This window comes from Antrihabitans spumae (assembly GCF_043944905.1).
GTDB classification, from domain to species: Bacteria; Actinomycetota; Actinomycetes; order Mycobacteriales; family Mycobacteriaceae; genus Antrihabitans; species Antrihabitans spumae.
Genome location: NZ_JBIMSN010000138.1, coordinates 85,527 through 105,768 on the forward strand (window position 1 = coordinate 85,527; position 20,242 = coordinate 105,768).

21 protein-coding genes are annotated in these 20,242 nt (G+C 64.4%); 7 read left to right on the forward strand and 14 right to left on the reverse strand.

The window, feature by feature from the left end; all coding sequences use genetic code 11:
• Nucleotides 1-82: 82 nt before the first annotated feature.
• The 3 genes from ACHIRB_RS27040 to ACHIRB_RS27050 all read right to left on the reverse strand — a co-directional run bounded on the left by ACHIRB_RS27040 (nt 83) and on the right by ACHIRB_RS27050 (nt 3,804).
• Nucleotides 83-2,584, reverse strand: a complete 2,502-nt coding sequence (locus ACHIRB_RS27040) for an ABC transporter permease (RefSeq protein ID WP_395123191.1) — start codon at nt 2,582-2,584, stop codon at nt 83-85.
• Entirely contained in the window at nt 2,584-3,285 is a 702-nt protein-coding gene (locus ACHIRB_RS27045) for an ABC transporter ATP-binding protein (RefSeq protein ID WP_395117151.1), read from the reverse strand. The genes ACHIRB_RS27040 and ACHIRB_RS27045 overlap by 1 nt, the downstream gene beginning before the upstream one ends.
• 111 nt (nt 3,286-3,396) lie before the next feature.
• Complete coding sequence (locus ACHIRB_RS27050; RefSeq protein ID WP_395117078.1) at nt 3,397-3,804, reverse strand: hypothetical protein; 408 nt, start codon at nt 3,802-3,804, stop codon at nt 3,397-3,399.
• Nucleotides 3,805-3,883: 79 nt separating this feature from the next.
• On the opposite strand from ACHIRB_RS27050, the gene ACHIRB_RS27055 reads away from it, so the two are divergent.
• Both ACHIRB_RS27055 and ACHIRB_RS27060 read left to right on the forward strand, forming a co-directional pair.
• The gene (locus ACHIRB_RS27055; protein WP_395117076.1) at nt 3,884-4,834 is read left to right on the forward strand and encodes a diacylglycerol/lipid kinase family protein; all 951 of its coding nucleotides are present in this window, start codon (nt 3,884-3,886) and stop codon (nt 4,832-4,834) included.
• A 242-nt stretch (nt 4,835-5,076) separates the two neighbouring features.
• The gene (locus ACHIRB_RS27060; protein ID WP_169587535.1) at nt 5,077-5,331 is read left to right on the forward strand and encodes a WhiB family transcriptional regulator; all 255 of its coding nucleotides are present in this window, start codon (nt 5,077-5,079) and stop codon (nt 5,329-5,331) included.
• A 131-nt stretch (nt 5,332-5,462) separates the two neighbouring features.
• Here ACHIRB_RS27060 and ACHIRB_RS27065 read toward each other — a convergent pair whose 3' ends face one another.
• On the reverse strand, nt 5,463-6,962 hold the full coding sequence (locus ACHIRB_RS27065) for a sensor histidine kinase (protein WP_395117074.1): 1,500 nt from the start codon (nt 6,960-6,962) through the stop codon (nt 5,463-5,465).
• 13 nt (nt 6,963-6,975) lie between these two features.
• Nucleotides 6,976-7,191: a biotin/lipoyl-binding carrier protein gene (locus ACHIRB_RS27070; protein WP_199703081.1), complete on the reverse strand. Its 216-nt coding sequence runs from the start codon at nt 7,189-7,191 to the stop codon at nt 6,976-6,978.
• Nucleotides 7,192-7,308: 117 nt separating this feature from the next.
• Between ACHIRB_RS27070 and ACHIRB_RS27075 the strand changes: the two genes are divergently transcribed.
• Nucleotides 7,309-7,383 (forward strand): 50S ribosomal protein bL37, encoded by a 75-nt coding sequence (locus ACHIRB_RS27075; RefSeq protein WP_369299099.1) that lies wholly within the window; start codon nt 7,309-7,311, stop codon nt 7,381-7,383.
• Nucleotides 7,384-7,463: 80 nt separating this feature from the next.
• Here ACHIRB_RS27075 and rsrA read toward each other — a convergent pair whose 3' ends face one another.
• Entirely contained in the window at nt 7,464-7,736 is a 273-nt protein-coding gene (gene rsrA, locus ACHIRB_RS27080; RefSeq protein ID WP_395123190.1) for a mycothiol system anti-sigma-R factor, read from the reverse strand.
• Nucleotides 7,733-8,470, reverse strand: a complete 738-nt coding sequence (locus ACHIRB_RS27085; RefSeq protein WP_372433108.1) for a sigma-70 family RNA polymerase sigma factor — start codon at nt 8,468-8,470, stop codon at nt 7,733-7,735. Before ACHIRB_RS27085 ends, rsrA begins: the two co-directional genes overlap by 4 nt.
• Nucleotides 8,471-8,583: 113 nt before the next feature.
• On the opposite strand from ACHIRB_RS27085, the gene ybaK reads away from it, so the two are divergent.
• On the forward strand, nt 8,584-9,057 hold the full coding sequence (gene ybaK, locus ACHIRB_RS27090; RefSeq protein ID WP_395123189.1) for a Cys-tRNA(Pro) deacylase: 474 nt from the start codon (nt 8,584-8,586) through the stop codon (nt 9,055-9,057).
• On the opposite strand, the gene ACHIRB_RS27095 is transcribed toward ybaK, so the two are convergent.
• Nucleotides 9,044-9,823 (reverse strand): SOS response-associated peptidase, encoded by a 780-nt coding sequence (locus ACHIRB_RS27095; RefSeq protein ID WP_395117068.1) that lies wholly within the window; start codon nt 9,821-9,823, stop codon nt 9,044-9,046. The genes ybaK and ACHIRB_RS27095 overlap by 14 nt on opposite strands.
• 63 nt (nt 9,824-9,886) lie before the next feature.
• On the opposite strand from ACHIRB_RS27095, the gene aroA reads away from it, so the two are divergent.
• On the forward strand, nt 9,887-11,167 hold the full coding sequence (gene aroA / locus ACHIRB_RS27100) for a 3-phosphoshikimate 1-carboxyvinyltransferase (protein ID WP_395117149.1): 1,281 nt from the start codon (nt 9,887-9,889) through the stop codon (nt 11,165-11,167).
• On the forward strand, nt 11,137-12,171 hold the full coding sequence (gene rsgA / locus ACHIRB_RS27105) for a ribosome small subunit-dependent GTPase A (RefSeq protein ID WP_307829517.1): 1,035 nt from the start codon (nt 11,137-11,139) through the stop codon (nt 12,169-12,171). The genes aroA and rsgA overlap by 31 nt, the downstream gene beginning before the upstream one ends.
• Here the strand turns inward: rsgA and ACHIRB_RS27110 are convergent.
• From ACHIRB_RS27110 to ACHIRB_RS27135, 6 genes are all read right to left on the reverse strand, one after another.
• Nucleotides 12,168-13,370 (reverse strand): fatty acid desaturase family protein, encoded by a 1,203-nt coding sequence (locus tag ACHIRB_RS27110; protein ID WP_395123188.1) that lies wholly within the window; start codon nt 13,368-13,370, stop codon nt 12,168-12,170. The genes rsgA and ACHIRB_RS27110 overlap by 4 nt on opposite strands.
• 60 nt (nt 13,371-13,430) lie before the next feature.
• Nucleotides 13,431-14,792 carry a fatty acid desaturase family protein gene (locus ACHIRB_RS27115; protein ID WP_395117064.1) on the reverse strand — a complete coding sequence of 454 codons (1,362 nt, stop codon included), beginning with the start codon at nt 14,790-14,792 and terminating at the stop codon, nt 13,431-13,433.
• A 63-nt stretch (nt 14,793-14,855) separates the two neighbouring features.
• The gene (locus ACHIRB_RS27120; protein ID WP_395123187.1) at nt 14,856-15,989 is read right to left on the reverse strand and encodes a ferredoxin reductase; all 1,134 of its coding nucleotides are present in this window, start codon (nt 15,987-15,989) and stop codon (nt 14,856-14,858) included.
• A 92-nt stretch (nt 15,990-16,081) separates the two neighbouring features.
• Nucleotides 16,082-17,365 carry an acetyl-CoA C-acyltransferase gene (locus ACHIRB_RS27125; RefSeq protein ID WP_395117060.1) on the reverse strand — a complete coding sequence of 428 codons (1,284 nt, stop codon included), beginning with the start codon at nt 17,363-17,365 and terminating at the stop codon, nt 16,082-16,084.
• A 90-nt stretch (nt 17,366-17,455) separates the two neighbouring features.
• Nucleotides 17,456-17,980: a DUF6912 family protein gene (locus ACHIRB_RS27130; RefSeq protein ID WP_395117058.1), complete on the reverse strand. Its 525-nt coding sequence runs from the start codon at nt 17,978-17,980 to the stop codon at nt 17,456-17,458.
• 30 nt (nt 17,981-18,010) lie between these two features.
• Nucleotides 18,011-19,408: a WS/DGAT/MGAT family O-acyltransferase gene (locus ACHIRB_RS27135; RefSeq protein ID WP_395117056.1), complete on the reverse strand. Its 1,398-nt coding sequence runs from the start codon at nt 19,406-19,408 to the stop codon at nt 18,011-18,013.
• A gap of 225 nt (nt 19,409-19,633) precedes the next feature.
• Between ACHIRB_RS27135 and ACHIRB_RS27140 the strand changes: the two genes are divergently transcribed.
• The gene (locus ACHIRB_RS27140; protein WP_395117054.1) at nt 19,634-20,143 is read left to right on the forward strand and encodes an Rv3235 family protein; all 510 of its coding nucleotides are present in this window, start codon (nt 19,634-19,636) and stop codon (nt 20,141-20,143) included.
• Nucleotides 20,144-20,242: the final 99 nt, after the last annotated feature.

Below are 20,242 nucleotides of genomic sequence, written 5' to 3' on the forward strand. Positions count from 1 at the left end.
TTCACTAAACAGCCGACACTGATTCGGGCCGGCGAGACTTTCGGATTGGTTCGACCGTACCGCTACTGCAGGCCGTTCAAGATCAGTCGACACTCACCGCGTCGATGACGTTCAGCCGAGTCGCATGTAGACCAGGCGGAATTGCACCGAGGAGACTCAACAGCAACGCGGCAAGGCCGAACACCACAGTCGGCGGCGTCAGCTGGAACGCGATGTCCAAACCGAGCACATGCGAAAACGCAATGGTGTTCACGTACTGGTTGAGCACACCGACGACAAGCCCACAGAGTCCACCGACAATCCCGATCGCCGCTGCCTCCACGAGGACCGTACGCATCGTGAACCTGCGCGAAGACCCCATGGCACGCAGTACACCAAGCTCGCGACGTCGTTCCAGCACCGACAACATCATCGTGTTCACCAGGGCAACGGCTGCGACGAACACCACGATCCACGTGATCGCGCTGATCAGAACCGTGGCCTGCTGCAGGCTGGCGGTCATTCCGTCGAGCACTTCTCGTCCCGAATACACGTTGACCGACGACGGCACTACGCCCTCGATCGCCGCCTGCACCGCGGCGCGATCTGCCCCCGAATCGACCGTCACCTCGAGCAGCGTCGAATCGGGTCGATCGAACCACTGCTGCATCAGCGGCAAACTCATCCCGACGAAACCGGTGAGGGCCGAGAAGTACGGAAATACCTCCAGCACCTGGACGTTTTCGAACCCGTTCGGCGTCGGCACCGTCAGAGTGCCACCCGCCTCGACGTCGAGCACCCGAGCGATGTCACGCGAGACGACCACACCTTCGCCCGCCAGCACTTTCGCACGTGACGGCTCGCTGATCGCCTCGTACAGGGAGGTGCTGCGTTCCCGACGCAAGTCCCTGCACGACCACTTTCGATCCACCGATGGAGGCATACGCCAACTGGCCTGGCACCACGGCGGCCACGCCAGGCAGTGCCCCGATCGTCTGCTCGATATCGCGCGGCAGCAGCGGACCGGTGGGAAAAACCTGACTCGACGTCGGTTGCACCCAGATGTCCACGGCCCGGCGGGGCTGAACGCGGCCGCCGCCGAGTCGACGCCGTTCGTGTTCGAGCCGGTGACCGACACCATCATGGACACGGCGATGAGGACCGAGATCACGGTCACCCAGATCCGCCGGGGCGCGCGCGCGATCGTTGCCGCCGCGACCGCACCCGGCGTTCCGAACAGCCGCGCCACCGCGGCTGTTGCCGCGACCAATTCGTGAAAGAAGGCGAAACAGACAAATACAGCGCCGTTGAGAAACATGGCCACCGACACGATCGACCACAAGCCGAGGTCGATCCACGCCGCAGCGATCGACAGCACGATCGCAGCCGCACCCAATACTCCCGCGACAAGGCGCAACGGCAGGCCGACCTTGTCTGCGGACGAGACACCGACGGGTGCCAGGGCCTCGATCGGGGCCACCTTGTACACCGCTCGCGCCGCGACGGCCGCGGCACCGACGCCCGAAACAACACACGCTGCGACGACGACCGGGACCGTGAACCAGGGCAGCGAGTAGGCGATGTCCACCTGCAGCGACTGCATGAACGTCGCGGGTAGCAATCCGATCGTCCAGCGGCCCATCAACATTCCGATGCCGACGCCGATCACGGCACCGATCGCGCTGAGGATCGCGGCCTCTGCGAGCAGGTCACGGAAGATCGCCCGCTTGTTTCCGCCGATCGCCCGGACTATGGAGATCACGTTGCGGCGCTGGTTGATTGCCATACTCATGGCGTTGTAGATCAGGAAGCCCGCGACGACGAGACCCAACGCCGCAGCCATCAACGTCGTCGACTGCAGCACGGCGATGACGCCGCCCGCCTGCGCCGCACGGAAGGTGGGGTCAGCGACCACAGCACGACCCGCGACAGTGTCGTCGACCGCCGTGCGAACCTCGTCGAGGTCGGCGCCAGGGTCGGTGACCAGCAGCATCGAATCGATCGAACCGGCGCGATTCACCAGTTGTTGCGCCAAGCCGAGCGTGGTCATCACGAAGTTGCCGTCGTTGATCCGCTCGACAGCATCGCCGTCCACCACGGCGGCGACGGTCACCTCGGTGTCGCCGAGTATGACCTTCTGCCCCTTCGACCAACCTGTGCCGTGACCGACGAGTACACCGTTGCGAACGGTCAGCAGCTCGGTGCCGCCACCTGTCTGGTCAAGAACGGCCTGCTGAACGTCGCTGCGCCAGCCCTGTCCTGCCAGCGGATCGAAACCGATGAGTAGGAGGTTGCCGTTCGGCGATCCGATCGACGCCCTGATCATCGGCACGGCCGCCTGTACACCCGGCACCCGAGCCACTTCGGGCTGCAATGACTGCTCGAATCCGGCGTCGGTGACGCCCGAAACCTCGTACTCGGCGTTGCCCCCGATGCTGCTACCGAGTTGGTCGACCGACCCTGTGATCGAGCCGGAAATTCCGATGACAGCGACGAGCAAAGCCGCCGAAACAGCGGTGACCGCAACCGCCATCGAGGTGCGGCCCAGGTGAGCTACGAACTCGCGAACATTGAACAGCCGCAACCGATCCAACGTCGCGAGCATCAGTCGATACCGATTTTCCTTGCGGCACCGGTGAATTCGTCGGACCGTAAACGCCCGTCCTGCAACGTGACAACCCGATCGGTCGAGGCTGCAGCGTCCTGATTGTGGGTCACCATCACGACCGCGCGCCCCGAGCCTTTGTCGTGCGCGACCTCGGCAAGCAGCTCGAGTATCGAGGCGCCGGTGTTGGAATCGAGGTTGCCCGTCGGCTCGTCGGCGAGGATCAGCGGTGGATCCATCATCAGTGCCCGGGCGACCGCAACTCGCTGCATCTCACCACCGGACATCTCCGCAGGCCGATGGTTCGCACGTTTGGCGAGGCCGACCTTGTCGAGCAGTGCAAGCGCGTCCGGCCTCGCCTTCCGTAGGCCGACGCCGTCGAGCAACTTCGGTATTGCGACGTTCTCCCATGCGGACATTGTCGGCAGCAGGTTGAAGAACTGGAAGATGAACCCAACCTGATGCCGCCGAAACTCCGACTGCTGCTCGTCGGTCAGCTGAGCGATCTCCTTGTCGCCGAAGCGGATCGACCCGGAATCCGGTGTGTCGAGGGCACCGAGCAGATGCAGAAACGTGCTCTTGCCAGCGCCGGACGGACCGACGATGGAGATGAAATTTCCGCCTTCGAGGGACAGCGTGACGCCGTCGAGGGCGCGGACTGTTTGACCGCCGACGCGGTACTCGCGAACGACATCGGTCATCGCCACCGTTAGCGACGCCGGGTTACCGATCGGTTCAGCTGCTGGCGGCATAGGCCCTACCCAATCACAGGTCGGCGACGGACGAGCGAACTACGGTCCGCGGTATTTCGCCTACCCGTACTCCTCGGCCATCCAGCGCGACGCAGGCGGCGAGAAGAGCAACGCGAGCGTCGCAACCACCATGACGCCGAGAAGTACGCCGAAGACCGGCTGATGGGAATCGGTCAACAATGCCCATGCGACAGGCAGCAGCAGCACCTGCGCGACGACGGCGATCGTCCGGCCCCATCGGTGCCCGAGAATCAATGCGATGCCACCGGCGAGGACGGCTCCGCCGAGACTGAGGAACCACAACGCCGTGCCGTAGCCACTGGCCTGACTCTGATCGCCGCTACCCGTCAGGCCGCGGATCACCAGGACGATCGCAACGACCGCCGCGGCACCGCCCTGCAGCGCGACGAGAGAGCCCGCCCAACGAATCGGCTTGGGTGTGGCACTCCTTGCTGTCTCCTTCGGCACCCGACCAGCCTATTCGAATGCGGTTGCAGCCGTTGCGGCGGCGGCAAAGGACGTCGAACGCCGGATAGGCTGATTCCCCGTGCGCGCCCTGCTGATCGTCAACCCGAGTGCCACGTCGACCACGCCTGCGGCGCGGGACCTACTCGCTCACGCCTTGGAGAGCAGGGTTTCCCTCGTCGTGGCCCATACCAGCCATCGTGGCCACGCCGCCGAGTTGGCAGAGCAGGCCGCGGCAGACGGCATCGATCTGATCGTCGTCCACGGCGGTGACGGCACGGTCAACGAAGCGATCAACGGCTTCCTCGCACCTCCGACGCGCGGTGCGGCTCCGGTCGGTTGGACTCCGCAGATCGCGGTGCTACCAGGCGGGTCTGCCAACGTATTCGCCCGATCGCTCGGCATCGCTGCCGATCCCGTCGACGCCACGAATCAACTGATCGACCTGATCGGTGCCGGTGTGCGACGACGGATCGGCCTCGGGTACGCCGACAAGCGGTGGTTCACGTTCAACTCCGGACTCGGCATCGACGCACGCGTCTGCGAGTCGATCGACAACAGCCGTAACAACGGTCACATCGTGAGCCCGTCGCGGTACGTCCGCGCGGCGATTACCGAGTTTTTCAAGTCCATCGGCAACGACCCGACCTTGACGATCGAGTGCCCCGATCGCGAACCCGTCGACGGTGTTCATTACGCATTCGTTTCGAACTCGAGTCCGTGGACCTACATGGGTACACGTCCGGTTCACACGAATCCCAATACGTCCTTCGACACCGGTCTCGGGGTATTCGCGATGCGCTCGATGGGCGTCGCCTCCGGCCTGCGGGTGTCGCGACAACTGCTTGCCGAAGGCGCAGAACCCAAGTCCAGCAAGCTCTTTCGCGTCGACGACGTGCCGCGCGTCCGAATCACCGCCGCCGAGCCGATCGGATTTCAGATGGACGGCGACTACCTCGGCATGCGGGAAGAAGTCGAGTTCTTTTCGGTGCCCGCCGCGATCGAGGTCGTGGCCCCGCTCACGCCTGCGTAGCGCTGCTTTGCCCCAAATCCTGCGGTTATAGTGCGAAAACACCGCAGACGGAGTACAAAGGAACGCGGACTTCGATAGGTGAGGCTAACAGAGTGAGTTTCCCCACGGTGCGCGGCATTCCTATTGACATATCTTCAGTTCGTGAAAGCATTCACAAGCAACCGTGCGGAAACATTCGAGACGCACAAGTAAACGTAAGCAAACGAGACGGTGCTTCGATGCACCCGGCTAAGGAGCAAAGGATGGACTGGCGCCACAACGCAATCTGTCGCGACGAGGATCCCGAACTGTTCTTCCCCGTAGGGAACAGCGGTCCGGCACTCGCGCAGATCGCTGATGCCAAAATCGTCTGCAATCGCTGCCCGGTCACTGCGGAATGCCTGTCATGGGCACTCAAGTCCGGTCAGGACGCAGGCGTATGGGGTGGAATGAGCGAAGACGAGCGACGCGCACTCAAGCGACGCAATGCACGGACCCGAGCACGTACCTCGGTCTGAGCTACGACATCTTGCAGGCCCGGCACCGACAGTGGTGCCGGGCTTTTTTGCGCGCCCGAGCGGCGTGAAGGCGCCCCTGACTCCACCGAGCGAGGTGAGCGGCACCCTCGTGCCACGATGGCGGAGCCGAACTAGCCCCGCCCACCCCGGCGGCCCAGGGGCACACGCAGGACCGCATCGGTGCCCCCTCCCGTGCCGGGGTGCAGGCCTATCGAACCGCCCAGTTCGGCGGTGACGAGGGTCCGGACGATCTGCAGACCCAAGCGGTCGGAGCGTTCCAAACTGAAGCCTGGCGGCAGCCCCCTGCCATCGTCGTGAACAACGACATCGAGCCAGCGTGCCGACCGTTCCGCCTTCATCGACACCGTGCCGACGGCACCGGGATCGAAGGCGTGCTCGATGGCGTTCTGGACCAACTCGGTCAGGACCATAACCAGCGGCGTCGCCCGCTCAGCGGAGAAAACGCCGAGTTTGCCTTCACGTCGGATCTTCACGGGGGTACTGACGGTCGCGACGTCGGCCATCATCGGCACAAGACGATCGACCACGTCGTCGAGATCGACCTCTTCGTCGACAGACATCGACAACATCTCGTGGACCGCAGCGATCGAGGTGACACGACGGACCGACTCGGTGAGCGCAACCCGCGCCTCCTCGTTTTCGGTCCGACGAGCCTGTAGGCGCAGCAACGCGGCAACGGTCTGCAGATTGTTCTTCACCCGATGGTGAATCTCGCGGATCGTGGCGTCCTTGCTGAGCAGCGCGCGGTCGCGGCGCTTCACTTCGGTGACATCACGTACGAGCACAGCAGCACCGGCCAACTCGCCGCGTGGACGTAGGACGAGGGTGCGAAGCAGCACGGTTGCGCCGTGCGCGTCGACCTCCATCCGTCGACCCGTCCTCCCCGCAAGCGCGGCCCGAATGTCGTTCACAACTTCCTGCGCGTCGAACGGGTCGGTGATGAGCGAACGTGTCGTGGCGGCGAGGTCGTGGCCGGACAGTTCGCTCGTCAAACCCATACGGTGATAAGCGGATTGAGCGTTCGGGCTGGCGTAGACGACCTTGCCCTCGGTATCGAGGCGGACGAAACCATCACCGGCACGCGGACTCGAATGTGTCGCAGCGCGATCCTCGGGCGTGGGATACGTTCCGTCGCTGATCATTTCGCACAGGTCGTCGGCGCACGTCGTGTACGCGGTTTCGAGGGTGCTGCGAATCTGGCTGCGCGCGAAGTCGGTATCGCGACTCAGCACGGCGATCACGTCCTCGCCACACCGCACGGGAATCGCCTCGCGAAGCGACAGCGGTGGCGGATCGTCTCCCCCGGAGTCGCTGTCCCGAACGATCTTTCCGTCGATCAACGCCCGAAGCACCTGGGGATGCTCGGTTTCGGACGCGAGCTTGCCGACGAGGTCGTAGGCGATGACTGTCGGAGCCGTTGTCGGCCGACATTGCGCGACGCAGACGACCTCGCTGCCCTCGGTGATCGGACCGCTGCCGACCCACAACAGCAGGTCGGCAAACGACAGATCCGCAAGGAGTTGCCAGTCCCCCACCACCCGCTGCAGATGGTCGACAGCAGCGCCGGGTAGGTCGGTGTGGTCTGCGAGCAGTTCGCTCAGCGTCGACATCGGAATCCGCCGATCAGGAGATCACTGCGATGAGGTCGCCCTGCTGGATCACGTCGCCGACCTTGACGTCGACCGAGGAGACCGTGCCGTCGACCTCGGCGAGCACCGGGATCTCCATCTTCATCGACTCCAGGATGACCAGTGTGTCGCCCTCGACGACGGTGTCGCCCGTGCTCACAACTACTTGAAAGACGGTCGAGACCATCTCGGCGCGAACATCTTCTGCCATTCGAGCTCCTCGGTGTCGAGCCTTGCGAAGCTACAGCCTAACCAGCGAACCTGCGGGGCGGTCGGGCGGCGCATCGGCGGGCATTAGACTGACACCCAAAGAAGGGAGACTTATCAAATGGGTAAGCGTGGCCGTAAGAAACGTGACCGCAAGAACAACAAGGCCAATCACGGCAAGCGTCCAAACAGCTGATCACGAACGCTGATCACAAAAAGGGCCGGGAAGCACTCGCTTCTCGGCCCTTTTTCTGTCTGCGGCGCTCCGACCGGTGACTACTCCGCTTCGGTCCGGATCACCACGGTCCGGCGGATCTCGATCGACAGGCGCTGACGCAAGCCCTCGGGCGCGCGCTCACCGCCACATTTGCGGCTGAGCAAGCCCTTGATCTGCTCCTCGATGCCGTACTGCTCGAGGCAGGTACCGCAGGTATCGAGGTGATACTGCAGCCGCTCACGTGTCGCTTGGTCGCACTCGTTGTCGAGCATGAGCCACACGTCGGCGATCACCGCCGTGCAATCGAGCTTGTAGTCGTCCTGTTCGCTCATGATGAGACCTCCTGCCCCGACGGATCCACTGCATCGACAGCGCCGTTGCGGTTGAATCCACGTTCGCGCGCGACCTCGGCAAGCAGGCCTCGCAATTGCTTCCGTCCTCGGTGCAGCCGCGACATCACGGTGCCGATGGGCGTTCCCATGATGTCGGCGATCTCCTTGTACGGAAATCCTTCGACATCGGCGTAGTAGACAGCCATCCGGAACTCCTCGGGCAGCGACTGCAGCGCCGACTTGATGTCGTCGTCCGGCAGCGCGTCCAGCGCCTCCACCTCGGCAGAACGCAGGCCCTGCGAGGTGTGCTCGGCCGTCGCGGCCAACTGCCAGTCCGTGATCTCGTCGGTCGGATACTGGGCGGGCTGCCGCTGCTTCTTGCGGTAGGAGTTGATGTAGGTGTTGGTCAGAATCCGGTAGAGCCAGGCACGCAGGTTGGTGCCCTCACGGAACGACCGGAACGCCGAGAACGCCTTGACGTAGGTCTCCTGAACCAGATCCTCGGCATCCGCGGGATTGCGAGTCATTCGCAGAGCAGCGCCGTAGAGCTGGTCGAGCAGCGGAAGTGCGTCTCGCTCGAACCGTTCGGCCAACTCCGTGTCGGTCTGGTTCGGATCGGTACGGACCGTATCGTCCGCCTGGCTGTCGTCGCCGCGCACACTTGTCCCTTCGATTGCCGTAAGCCCTGAATCTACCGCTAGATAGATCGGGCGTTCCGCGCAGAGCACAGGCACTGGCGACTCCGTTCCGCTGAGGATGACAAGTACGTCGGGTTCAACACCACGCCCTGCGTCGGTGTTCCCGTAGTCGTCGCACCGCCCGGCACCGGCGTATCTACGCTGTTGCGATGGCCGCGAATGCCACACCAGCCACGAAGCTGTTGGCTGCCGAGAAGATTCCGCACAACGTGCATCGGTACACGCACGACCCCCGCTCGCAGCGATTCGGCGACGAAGCCGTCGAGGCGATGGGCGTTCCCGCGGGTCAGGTGTTCAAGACGCTCGTCGTCGAACTGCCGGACGGAAAACTGGGCGTCGCGGTCCTGCCGGTCCCGTCGAAGCTTTCGCTCAAAGCCGTAGCCGCAGCTCTCGGCGTCGCGAAGGCCGATCCTGCGAAGGCCCAGAAGGTGACGGGCTACGTCGTCGGCGGTATCTCACCGATCGGCCAACGACGTCTGCTTCCGACCGTGGTGGACGCATCCGCGATGACGTGGGAGCGAGTGTTCTGCAGCGCCGGCCGCCGCGGCATAGAGATCGAACTGGCACCGAGCGACCTCGTTCGGTGCACCGCCGCCGTACTCGCCGACATCACAGCAGGCTGATCTGCTCCGGCTGCTCCGCGGGCTCGAATCGATCGACGAGGTCAGCCGAATTGTTCTTGACGCTGTTCACTTTCGGTGACACCTGCCGGATTTCGAGCTGCGCGACCAGGTCCGCACTCGGCGACTCGAGCAGTCCCGCGACATCGGCATGATCGGGATCGAGCCAGCGGTCCCAAGCGTCCGAAGGCATGATCAGTGGCATCCGGTTGTGGATCCGTGCCAGCTCGCCGACCGAATCGGTGGTCAGGATCGTGCAGCTGAGCAGTGGCGGCCGATCGCCGTCTCGCCAGACCGACCACAGGCCCGCCATGTACAGGCGCGAGCCGTCTGCGGGCGTCATAAAAAACGGGACCTTGGCAGGCTTGCCATCGGGGCCGGGTTCGGTGAGCCACTCGTACCAGCCGTCCATCGGCACCAGGCAACGCTTGGTCTTCACGGCATCACGAAAAGCTGGCGTTGTCGTTGCGGTGTCGGCACGCGCGTTGAACAGCGGCTTTCCTTTTGCCGGAACGCCTGGTTCGGCAGGCTTGGTCCAGCGTGGAATCAGACCCCAGCGCATCCGCCGGATCCGAAGAGCGGCAGCGGCATCCGGATCTGCGCGATCGTGCCGTTTGACGACAGCGACCACTTTCGTCGTCGGAGCGACGTTGAAATTCGGACCCTCCTCCTCGGGCGTGAGGTCCTCGAGAGGATCGGTCTCGTCATAGGCATCCAACTCAGCGGCGAGCAACCCGGGGTTGACCGTCGTCGCGTATCTCCCACACATAGCTCCATGCTGACACGACGCACCGACACGACCGTTACCTCCGTTCGCGACCGATACGCAAAGATGGGGCCTGTGACTTTTTGGAGTGCCCCCTACGCCGCTGGGCCGGTGCGTGCGTCGGTGCCACTGCCCGGCTCGAAATCGATCACCAACCGCGCACTGGTTCTCGCCGCGTTGGCGGAGGGTTCGTCGACGGTCACCGGAGCGCTGCGCAGCCGCGACACGAACCTGATGATCGACGCGTTGCGGGCGCTCGGAATCGGGATCGAGGGAGTCGATACAACACTCACGATCACCCCGGCACCGTTGACGGGTGCTGCCGTCGACTGCGGCCTCGCAGGCACGGTCATGCGCTTCCTGCCACCCGTCGCGGCGCTCGCAGACGGTGACGTCGAGTTCGACGGCGACGAACAGGCACGCACACGCCCACTCGACACGATTCTCGACGGGTTGCGCGCAGCCGGTGCCGACGTCGACGGCAGCGCGCTGCCGTTCGTCGTGCACGGGCACGGCGCAGTTCGTGGCGGCACGGTCACCATCGACGCGTCCGGGTCGTCGCAGTTCGTATCCGGGCTCCTGCTCTCTGCGGCCCGGTTCGACGAGGGCATCACGATTCACCACAGCGGCAAGCCGGTGCCGTCGATGCCACACATCGAGATGACGATCGAGATGCTGCGGGCAGCAGGCGTTCGCGTCGAATCCCCCTCCGACAGCACCGAAGCCGACACCTGGGTCGTGGCGCCAGGGCCGATCCGTCCGGTGAACTGGACGATCGAGCCGGATCTGTCGAACGCCACCGCGTTCCTCGCCGCGGCCGCGGTCACGGAAGGCGAAGTGAGCGTGCCGTTCTGGCCGCACAGAACCACGCAACCCGGCGACGCGATCCGTGAAATTCTCGAGCGGATGGGTGCCGATGTCGTGCTGGCCGAATCGGTTCTGACCGTCCGCGGACCGAAGCAGTTGCACGGCATCGACATCGACCTGCACGACATCGGCGAGCTGACGCCGACGGTCGCCGCTCTTGCCGCCCTCGCCGAGGGTCCCTCGTGGCTACGTGGCATCGCGCACCTGCGCGGCCATGAAACCGACCGTCTTGCAGCCCTTTCCACCGAGATCAATCGACTCGGAGGACAGGTGACGGAAACCGACGACGGGCTGGAAATCACTCCGGCACCGCTGCACGGTGGGCAATGGCATTCCTACGCCGACCACCGAATGGCAACGGCCGGAGCGATACTCGGCCTGCGTGTCGACGGCATCGAGATCGAGGACATCGGTACCACCGCGAAGACGCTGCCCGACTTCGTCGGACTGTGGTCACACATGTTGGACGGCTCGAGCTGAAACGGCGCGAATACGACGAGTCCGATGTCCGGGTGCGCCCGGGCAGGGCTTCGCGTCCGCGCACCAAAACCCGTCCGCAGCACGAGGATGCGGAATCCGGGATGGTCGTCGCGGTCGATCGCGGCCGGTGGGGCTGTGTTCTCGGCGGCGACCCGGAACGTCCGGTCGTCACCATGCGTGCGCGCGAACTCGGCAAGACTCCGATCGTCGTCGGCGACCGTGTCGGCATCGTCGGTGACACCTCGGGCAAGCCGGACACGTTGGCCCGCATCATTCGCGTCGAGGAGCGAAAGTCGGTGCTGCGCAGAACAGCCGACGACACCGACCCGTACGAGCGCATCGTCGTCGCGAATGCCGAGCAGCTGATGATCGTCGTCGCGCTCGCCGACCCACCACCCCGAACGGGGTTCGTCGAACGCACCCTGATCGCCGCCTATGCCGGTGGGCTGCAACCGATTCTGTGTCTGACCAAAAGCGATCTCGCAGGCTACGAGGAGTTCGCAGCCTCGTTCGCCGACCTCGAACTGCAGGTCGTCCTCGGCGGCACGACCGAACCCATCGACGAGATCACCGAACTGCTGAACGGCAAACTGACCGCGCTGATCGGTCACTCCGGGGTCGGCAAGTCGACGCTGGTGAATCGGCTCGTCCCCGACGCCTACCGCGCTGTCGGCGTCGTGTCCGGCGTCGGCAAAGGTCGCCACACATCCACCCAGTCGATCGCCCTCCCACTTCCGGGAGGGGCGGGCTGGGTGATCGACACCCCCGGCATCAGATCGTTCGGGCTCGCGCACATCTCGCCCGCCGACGTCGTCGCCGCGTTTGCAGACCTCGCAGCGGCCGCTCAGGACTGCCCACGCGGCTGTACGCACCTGGGACCACCCGCTGACCCCGAATGCGCTCTCGACGCCCTGGAAGGCAAATCAGCGCGTCGCGTTGCCGCTGTTCGACTACTTCTCACAGCGGTGCGGTCGAACGACACCTGGGCTGCGCGAGAAAGCTAGCGAGCCAACCGCAGCGCGGTCAGCAGTCCACGTCTCCTGCCGGTCGCAGGATCGAACTTGGGTGTCGGATCGGCGAACTTGCGCTCGGAAGCGGTCTCGGGAGCATCGTCGGCGGTCGCCTTCAGGTACTTGTTCGGCAGCGCGAGCTTGGCGATGGTTCGCCACGACTTCCAGTACTGCACCGCGATCGAGCCGGTCGTGTACGGCAGGTCGTACTTCTCCGCGAGTGCCTGCACGCGAACGGAGATCTCCCGCAAGCGATTGCTGGGCAGGTCGGGGAACAGCAGATGCTCGATCTGGTAGCAAAGGTTGCCACTCATGAATTCGAGCACCGGGCCTGCTTCGAAGTTCGCGCTACCGAGCATCTGCCGCAGATACCACTGGCCCTGCGTCTCGTTCTCCAGATCCGCTTTGGTGAACTTCTCGGCACCGTCGGGGAAGTGACCGCAGAAGATCACCATGTTGGTCCAGACGTTGCGGATCATGTTGGCCGTGAGGTTGGCGGTCAACGTCGTCAGGAACGCGGGGCCGGTGAGGGCGGGAAAGAGGAGGTAGTCCTTCGCGATCTGGCGCCCGACCTTCTCGAGTACCTCGCGACGCTTGCGTTCGAATTCGGCCTGCTCGACCCGTCCGGCGACAACCTTGCCGAGCTCGAGGTGCTGGATCGCAACGCCGTATTCGACGAACAGCTGCAGTAGCAGGTTGTAAACCGGGTTGCCGATGTTGAACGGCTTCCAACGCTGATCGCGGGTGACGCGCAGCAGGCCGTAGCCGACGTCGTCGTCCATCCCGAGCACGTTCGTGTACTTGTGATGCAGGTAGTTGTGGGTCTGCTTCCAGTGCGCCGACGGTCCGGTGTTGTCCCACTCCCACGACACCGAGTGGATCTCCGGATCGTTCATCCAGTCCCACTGGCCGTGCATGACGTTGTGGCCGATCTCCATGTTCTCGATGATCTTCGCAACGCCGAGCATGGCGGTCCCCGCGAGCCAGGCCGGCGGGAACAGGCTCGCGAAAAGCGTTGCGCGGCCGCCTATTTCAAGGGCGCGCTGCAGTCGGATGGCATTGCGAATGTAGCGCGCATCGCTCTCGCCGCGCGAGGATTCGATGTCGCGACGAATCGCATCCAGTTCGATTCCGAGCGCTTCGACATCGGCCTCGGTGAGATGCGCGTATTCCTTGATATCCGAAATCGCCATGGACCTACGGTACCGTAGGTTACGGAACCGTAGATTCCGTCGACGACAAGTGTGAGCTAGTTAACGCCGACGCCGAATGCCCTTCGCCTTCTGCTCGTCGAGCGCAGCACGGGCCTCCAACTTCTTGACCTTCAGCGCTGCTTTCGCCTCCGCTTTGTGTGCCTTCAGCGACGCCTTGGCCTCGGCCTTCTTGAGGTTGAGCGCCAATTTGGCTTCGTTCATCGCAGACCGAAGACCGCGATGCTCACCCGTCGCAGGGTCGATACGCATAGCCGTCATCGTGTCCGTCAGACCGTGGAACCTGCGCTCCGACGACGTCTCGGGTGCATCGTCCGCGGTGCGCTTGAGGAAGCGGTCAGGCAACGCCAACTTGTGGATCGTCCGGAAGGCAAGCAGGTACTGCTTGGCGAGTGAACCCGTCGTGTACGGCAGGTCGTACTTGTCACAGAGCGCGCGGACGCGGACGGAAATCTCCGCGTAGCGGTTACTCGGCAGGTCGGGAAAGAGGTGGTGTTCGATCTGGTAGCTCAGGTTGCCACTCATGAACGCCATGACCGGGCCCGCTTCGAAGTTCGCGCTACCGAGCATCTGCCGCAGGTACCACTCGGCGTGCGTCTCGTCCTCGAACTGCTCGACTGTGAACTTCTCCGCACCGTCAGGGAAATGTCCGCAGAAGATCACGGCGTACGCCCACAGGTTGCGCGCTAGGTTGGCCGTTGCGTTCGCGGTGAGCGTGCTCTTCCACGCGGGGCCCGTCACCGCCGGATGGATGACGAAGTCGCGCGTGACCTGGCGAGCAACCTTGCCGAAAAATGCCTTGTTCGGGCCGGACAGCAGCTGCTTCGGGTCGACGCCTTCGAGCTCCTTCTGCTTGTCCAGATCGTGCAGCGCGATTCCCCACTCGAACGTCGCGGCGAGCAGCACGTTGGCAAGCGGCTGGATCAGGTTGATCGGCTTCCACTCTTCGTCCCGCGTCATCCGCAGGATGCCGAAGCCGATGTCGTCGTCCATGCCGACGATGTTCGTGTACGTGTGATGGCTGTAGTTGTGCGCGCGCTTCCACTGCCGTGACGGGCCGACCTGGTCCCACTCCCACGACGTCGAGTGGATCTCCGGATCGTTCATCCAGTCCCACTGGCCATGGCTCACGTTGTGGCCGAGTTCCATGTTCTCGATCATCTTGGAGACCGCGAGCATGGCGGTTCCCGCGATCCACGCCGGACGGTACTTGCTGGCGAACAGCGTCAGCCTGGCAGCGACCTCGAGCGAGCGCTGCAGCCTGATCGTGCGACGGATGTAGCGCGCATCTGCCGCTCCGCGCGACTCCTCGATGTCACGGCGAATAGCGTCGAGCTCGCGACCGAGCGACTCGATGTCAGCTTCGGTCAGATGTGCGAATTGTTTGATATCGGTGATCGCCACCGGGCCTCCGTCGTCATAGCTCTGTGTAGGTCGTAAGTACCTGAAATGTGAAGTACCCAAATCTTACAAATCCAGCGTGCAGTCTCCCGCGGCTGCCGAAATGCAGGTCTGAACTCGATCACCTTCGCGCCGCTCGTCACCGGAACGAAGATCACGAGTGTGCCCGGCGAGGAGCGGGGCTACGCAGGTCTGACAGATCCCCATCCGGCAACCGAACGGCATCTGCACGCCGACCTGCTCGCCCGCCTGCAACAGGCTGGTCGCACCGTCGACCTCGACCTTTCGGCCTGATTTCGCGAACGTGACCGTCCCACCCTGACCGGACATGTCAGCACGGGCGATCTCGAACCGTTCGAGGTGGAGCCGATCGGAGATGCGCTCGTCACGCCAGAGGCGCTCGATCTCGTCCAACATCTTCAGCGGTCCACATGCCCAGGTCTGCCGTTCCCGCCAATCGGGATACATCGAATCGAGCGACGCGAGGCTGAACTTGCCGTCGGACTTCGTGAGCTGGATGTGGGTGACGAACGTCGCGTGCTCGGTCGCCATTCGTTCGAGCTCGGACCCGAACATCACCGCATCCGACGTCGGTGCGGAATGTACGTGCGCGACGTCCGGCAATTGACCACGACGGTCCATCGTTCGCAGCATCGCCATGACCGGCGTGATCCCGCTACCCGCTGTGAGGAACAGAATTTTGGCGGGCGGCGGATCCGGCAGAGCGAACTCGCCCTGCGGCGCTGCTAGCCGGACGATCGTTCCGGACGGCACGCCGCCGACGATATGGGTCGAGAGGAAGCCTTCAGGCATCGCCTTCACAGCGATCGTGATGACTTTCCGACCGCCGCGCTGGCCTGCTTCCCAGTTGGGCGGCGACGTCAACGAGTACGACCGCCAATGCCAGCGACCGTCGACGTGCAGGCCGATCCCGATGTACTGGCCCGGCTTGTAGTCGAAGTCGAATCCCCACCCCGGCTTGATGACCAGCGTCGCAGAATCCGCAGTCTCCTTGCGGACCTCGACGATCTGGCCGCGAAGCTCACGGGCCGACCACAGTGGGTTCGCCAAATGCAGGTAGTCGTCGGGCAGCAATGGTGTGGTGATCCGCGCGACGGCACCACGAAGGACGTTCAGTCGCGGCCGCCGCGGCGCGGCCACATCCGCGGCCGGCGCTTCCAGCCAGTTCTTCAAACCCATGCGATCGATCCCATGCAAATCTCGTCGGTGACCTCAGATTACCCGACAAGGTTACGGGATCGTAAGTTACCGCTGGGTAACCGACGAGGGATTTACACGCCCTCCAGCACCGCCGACGCACCGATGCCGCCGGCCGCGCAAATCCCGAGCAGCGCGGTACCGCCGCCCGCCCGGGAAATCTCGTTTGCCATCGTCGTCACCATGCGCGCGCCCGTCGCACCGAACGGATGCCCGAGCGACACCGAACCGCCGTGCACGTTCAGTTTGTCGATGTCGATGTCGCCGACCGCCTCGTCGCGGCCGAGTCGCTGCTTTGCCCACTCGTGGCTTCCGAGCGCCGATACCACCGAAAGTGTCTGCGCTGCAAAGGCTTCGTGAATGTCGACGTAATCGATGTCGGCGAGCGAAAGGCCGGCCTTGTCGAGCGCCCGCGGCATAGAAATGGCCGGACCGATCAGCACCTGATCCTTGGGATCGACACTGACGTAACTCCACGACTTGAACGCTGCCAGCGGGAGGAAGCCGAGCTCGCGCGCCTTCTCCTCGCTCATCAGCAACACAGCGGAAGCGCCGTCGGTCAGCGGGCTCGCGTTGCCTGCCGTCACCGTGCCGTTGCGTTCGAATACCGGTGCCAGCTTCGCCAGCTTCTCCACCGTCGAGTCGCCGCGCACGAGTCCGTCGCGCGTGATGGTCTTGCCCTCTGGGGTCGTGACGGACAGCACTTCCGCATCGAAGCGCCCCGAGGTGATCGCCGCGTTGGCTCGACGATGCGATCGGGCCGCGAATTCGTCCTGGTCGGCGCGGCTGATGCCGTGGATCTTCGCCATCTTCTCCGCGGACTCGCCCATCACCTCGCCCGTCGTACGCTCGGCGATCTTCGGCCGCGTCGGGAACAGATCCGTGAACGGCGCAAGTTGGGCGACTGCGCTGAGGTAGTCCTTCGGCTTTGGCTTACCGAGCGCGATCGGCGCCATCGAATGCACGATCTTCTGCGGAAGTTTGATCTCGGCATTGCTTGTCGAGTCGCTGCCGCCGGCGATCATGATGTCGTATTCGCCGCGCTCGATAGCCGCAGCGGCCGACGTCACCGCCTGCAGACCCGACGCGCACGCACGCGTGACGGTGTAGCCCTCGCAGCCGTGATCGAGCTGCAGATCGAGCGCGACCTCACGAGCGATGTTCGGTGCCGCGCTCGGCAGGATCACCCCACCCCAGACGATCGCCTGAACATCGCCGAACGGCAGACCCGTCTGCTCCAGAACGCCACGTACCGCGGCTCCGGCAAGCGCAATGCTGTCCATGCGGGTGTAGTCACCGAAGGCTCGAACGAACGGGGTTCGCGCACCGGAAACGACGACGGCTCGGCGAGTGGTCATATGCATATCCTCAGCTTCTTCGACACCTTCAGCGGCATGTATCGATTACAAGTTTGCAGGAAACGTAATCGCGTGACGCGCAGGGGGTGGCTAAAGCAGTTCGAGCAGGAACGGCAACTCCTGGGTCGCGTACCACGCCAACTCGTGATCCTCGGCGTCGCCGACCACGAACTCGGCATCGGTATCACCGAGATCGGCCTGATCGACGACCTCGATCGCTTTCTGCACCGTCGGCTCGGCCTCGGCAAGATCGACATGCGCCGACGCCACCTGCGCCATCGTGATCGGCGCCGACAACCGCACGACGGCGTCGTCCAGATCGGGGCGCAATTTCACGTCCTCGACGTCGGCCGCAATCACCGCGCGCCTGCGGATGGGCGCGCTGTCCGCATCGAACGGCCCCTCGTCCTCGGCGTGCTCGGAGGCGAGCAACCGCAGCGACGCACGAGCGGCCTCCGCCATCGCGACCTCACCCAACTCGTCGTCGTCGCCGGAAGAATAGGCCTCGCGCAATGCGGGCGTGATCGCGAAAGCCGTGCCGTTGACGGCACGCAACTCGCTGTCGGCGACCAGCTGCCGCAGCATCCGAACGGTAGCGGGGACGTACACCCTCATCGGCGCACACAATCGGGGACACAGCCGGGTTCACGCACACACATCGAGCAGTTCCTCCATCGACTCGTACAGCAGGGACGTGATCACATCGACGTCCGACATCAGATCCCGGTCGGCGTTCAGACCGTAGTAGACCCGGCCATCGTAGGAGGTCAGCCCGATACTGAGCGCCTGATCCTTCAGCAGCGGCGACACTGGATACATCTCGAGCATCCGCGCTCCCCCGATGTACATCGGGACCTGCGGACCTGGCGCATTGGTGATCAGGAGATTGAACGTTCGCTGGCCGTAACCGCTCGCCGCACGCACACTCATCGCGTGCAGACTCGCCGGCGCGAAACCGGACAGCCGAACCAGTGTCCGTGCCGTCACGCTCCGACTGTCCCGCCCGTGCGCTTCGGTCGCATGCGCTATGTGCGACAACCGAATCGAGGGGTTCGGCTCGCCGACGGGTAGGTCGATCAGAAACGACGACAACCGGCTGCCGAGCAGATCGCCCATACCGGGTTCGGTGCCGTAGACCGACATCGGAACGAACGCGCGAATTGCGGTGTAGCCGGTGATGGGTTCGCCACGCGAGAGCAGCCAGTTGCGTAGGGCGCCGGTCACCACGCCGAGCACCGCGTCGTTGATCGAACAGCCGAAATGGGCGCGGATCCGCCGGTAGTCCTCCAGGTCGGTCTTTGCCACGTCGAGACGCCGATTTCGCGAGATCGTCGCATTCAACGGGCTCGGCGGCGCTGTGCTCGCGGACGGATGCAGACCCGCGGCGAATCTGCCGAACGACCCGGCAACCGACGTCGCAGCGCCCGCGACGCTACCGACCGCACGCTTGGCGATGTCGACACCGTCGCCGGGGCGTGACACCAGTTCGCCGACCGCGCGAATCGCCAAACCCGCGTCGCTCGGCTCGGCGCCCGGATGCCACAGGTCGTCGGCGACCTCACGCGGCGTGTTGCTCGAATCGAGGATCACATGCCCGATCTCGAGCGCCTCCTCGCCGTCGACGAGCGCCGAGTGCGACTTCGTGAAGATTGCGCAGCGATTGTCGGACAAGCCCTCGACCAGGTACATCTCCCACAGCGGGAGTGTTCGGTCGAGCGGCCTCGACATAAGTCGCGCCACCAGCTCGTGCAACTGCTCGTCCGAACCCGGCGTCGGCAGCGCTGACCTGCGAATATGGTAGGTGATGTCGAAATCGCTCGCATCGACCCAGACCGGGCGCGCAAGCCCGAGGGGCACCTCGCGAACCTTCTGCCGATAGCGGGGAACGAGGAACAGCCTGCGGTCGACGATCTCGAGCAGCTTCTCGTAATCGAGCGTGCCGTCGGCGTTCTGCACGATCGCAAGAGACCCGATATGCATCGGCGAGCTACTCGACTCGGACGCATAGAACGACGCGTCCTGTGGCGTCAGCCGGGTAACCATGGCGCCAACACTCCCATCCGCTGCAGGTTCGTGCAGACATCACCCTAAGCGTGCGAGGCCGGATAGCTGAACTCGATGCCACACCCGGCAGGTGCGCAGGCGGAAACGCTATGGTCTCCCATGGCGGCCGCGAACATGCGATGCTTGCCACGTCCACGGTCTCCGAGATCGTTTCAGGACGCACGTTCCGGTCGCGTGGGGCATCCGGAAGGCACGGGGGGAATCATGAATCGAGCTCGGTTGTACCTGTCGCGGCCACCGCACTGCGAACCCGAGTTGGGGGCCGACGACCGGACGGCGCCGATCTGCACGACGCCTGCAACGCACAGTGTCCGGCGGTCGGCGCACAGCGGTCGCTCGGGCTCGAACCGGCAGCCGGCGAATCCGGAAACAGCAGCCGACAGCGACCGAACCGTTGCTGCCGCACGACGTTTCGCCGATTTCGCCCTACGTGCGACGCTGGAGGTCGTCGATCGACGGCGGTCCGCCGCCACGCTCCGCGGAACACTCGAACCATCGCTGATCGACATGGTTCGGGTGCTTGCGCAGACGTCGGTCCGAGGTCGGGCACTCGGCGCGGCCGCGCTCGGGCCTGTCCATGTTCGGATGGTCGACGAGGCCAACGCCGAAATCTTCGGCACCTACTCCAGAGGTCCACGGGTGTTCGCGGTTGCGGGTCGCGTCACGTCGAGCGGAAACCCAGCGGCCTGGCGCGTGACGTCGCTACGCCTCTAGGCCGCACGCGGCTCGTGAGTCTTTTCGGCGGTTCCGCCCTCCGAAAGGACTGGCTCGAAAATGGGTAGGTGAGTGGGCAGGCGACAGCACCCGGCGCAG

Coding starts and splice junctions, on each gene's coding strand:
- ACHIRB_RS27040 (WP_395123191.1), bottom strand. CDS start 2,584: ATGCTCGCGACGTTGGATCGGTTGCGGCTGTTCAATGTTCGCGAGTTC.
- ACHIRB_RS27110 (WP_395123188.1), bottom strand. CDS start 13,370: ATGGCGATTTCGGATATCAAGGAATACGCGCATCTCACCGAGGCCGAT.
- aroA (WP_395117149.1), top strand. CDS start 9,887: ATGGGGCCTGTGACTTTTTGGAGTGCCCCCTACGCCGCTGGGCCGGTG.
- ACHIRB_RS27140 (WP_395117054.1), top strand. CDS start 19,634: ATGAATCGAGCTCGGTTGTACCTGTCGCGGCCACCGCACTGCGAACCC.
- ACHIRB_RS27045 (WP_395117151.1), bottom strand. CDS start 3,285: ATGACCGATGTCGTTCGCGAGTACCGCGTCGGCGGTCAAACAGTCCGC.
- ACHIRB_RS27130 (WP_395117058.1), bottom strand. CDS start 17,980: ATGAGGGTGTACGTCCCCGCTACCGTTCGGATGCTGCGGCAGCTGGTC.
- ACHIRB_RS27070 (WP_199703081.1), bottom strand. CDS start 7,191: ATGGCAGAAGATGTTCGCGCCGAGATGGTCTCGACCGTCTTTCAAGTA.
- ACHIRB_RS27135 (WP_395117056.1), bottom strand. CDS start 19,408: ATGGTTACCCGGCTGACGCCACAGGACGCGTCGTTCTATGCGTCCGAG.
- ACHIRB_RS27095 (WP_395117068.1), bottom strand. CDS start 9,823: ATGTGTGGGAGATACGCGACGACGGTCAACCCCGGGTTGCTCGCCGCT.
- rsrA (WP_395123190.1), bottom strand. CDS start 7,736: ATGAGCGAACAGGACGACTACAAGCTCGATTGCACGGCGGTGATCGCC.
- ACHIRB_RS27125 (WP_395117060.1), bottom strand. CDS start 17,365: ATGACCACTCGCCGAGCCGTCGTCGTTTCCGGTGCGCGAACCCCGTTC.
- ybaK (WP_395123189.1), top strand. CDS start 8,584: ATGGCCGCGAATGCCACACCAGCCACGAAGCTGTTGGCTGCCGAGAAG.
- ACHIRB_RS27060 (WP_169587535.1), top strand. CDS start 5,077: ATGGACTGGCGCCACAACGCAATCTGTCGCGACGAGGATCCCGAACTG.
- ACHIRB_RS27120 (WP_395123187.1), bottom strand. CDS start 15,989: ATGGGTTTGAAGAACTGGCTGGAAGCGCCGGCCGCGGATGTGGCCGCG.
- ACHIRB_RS27065 (WP_395117074.1), bottom strand. CDS start 6,962: ATGTCGACGCTGAGCGAACTGCTCGCAGACCACACCGACCTACCCGGC.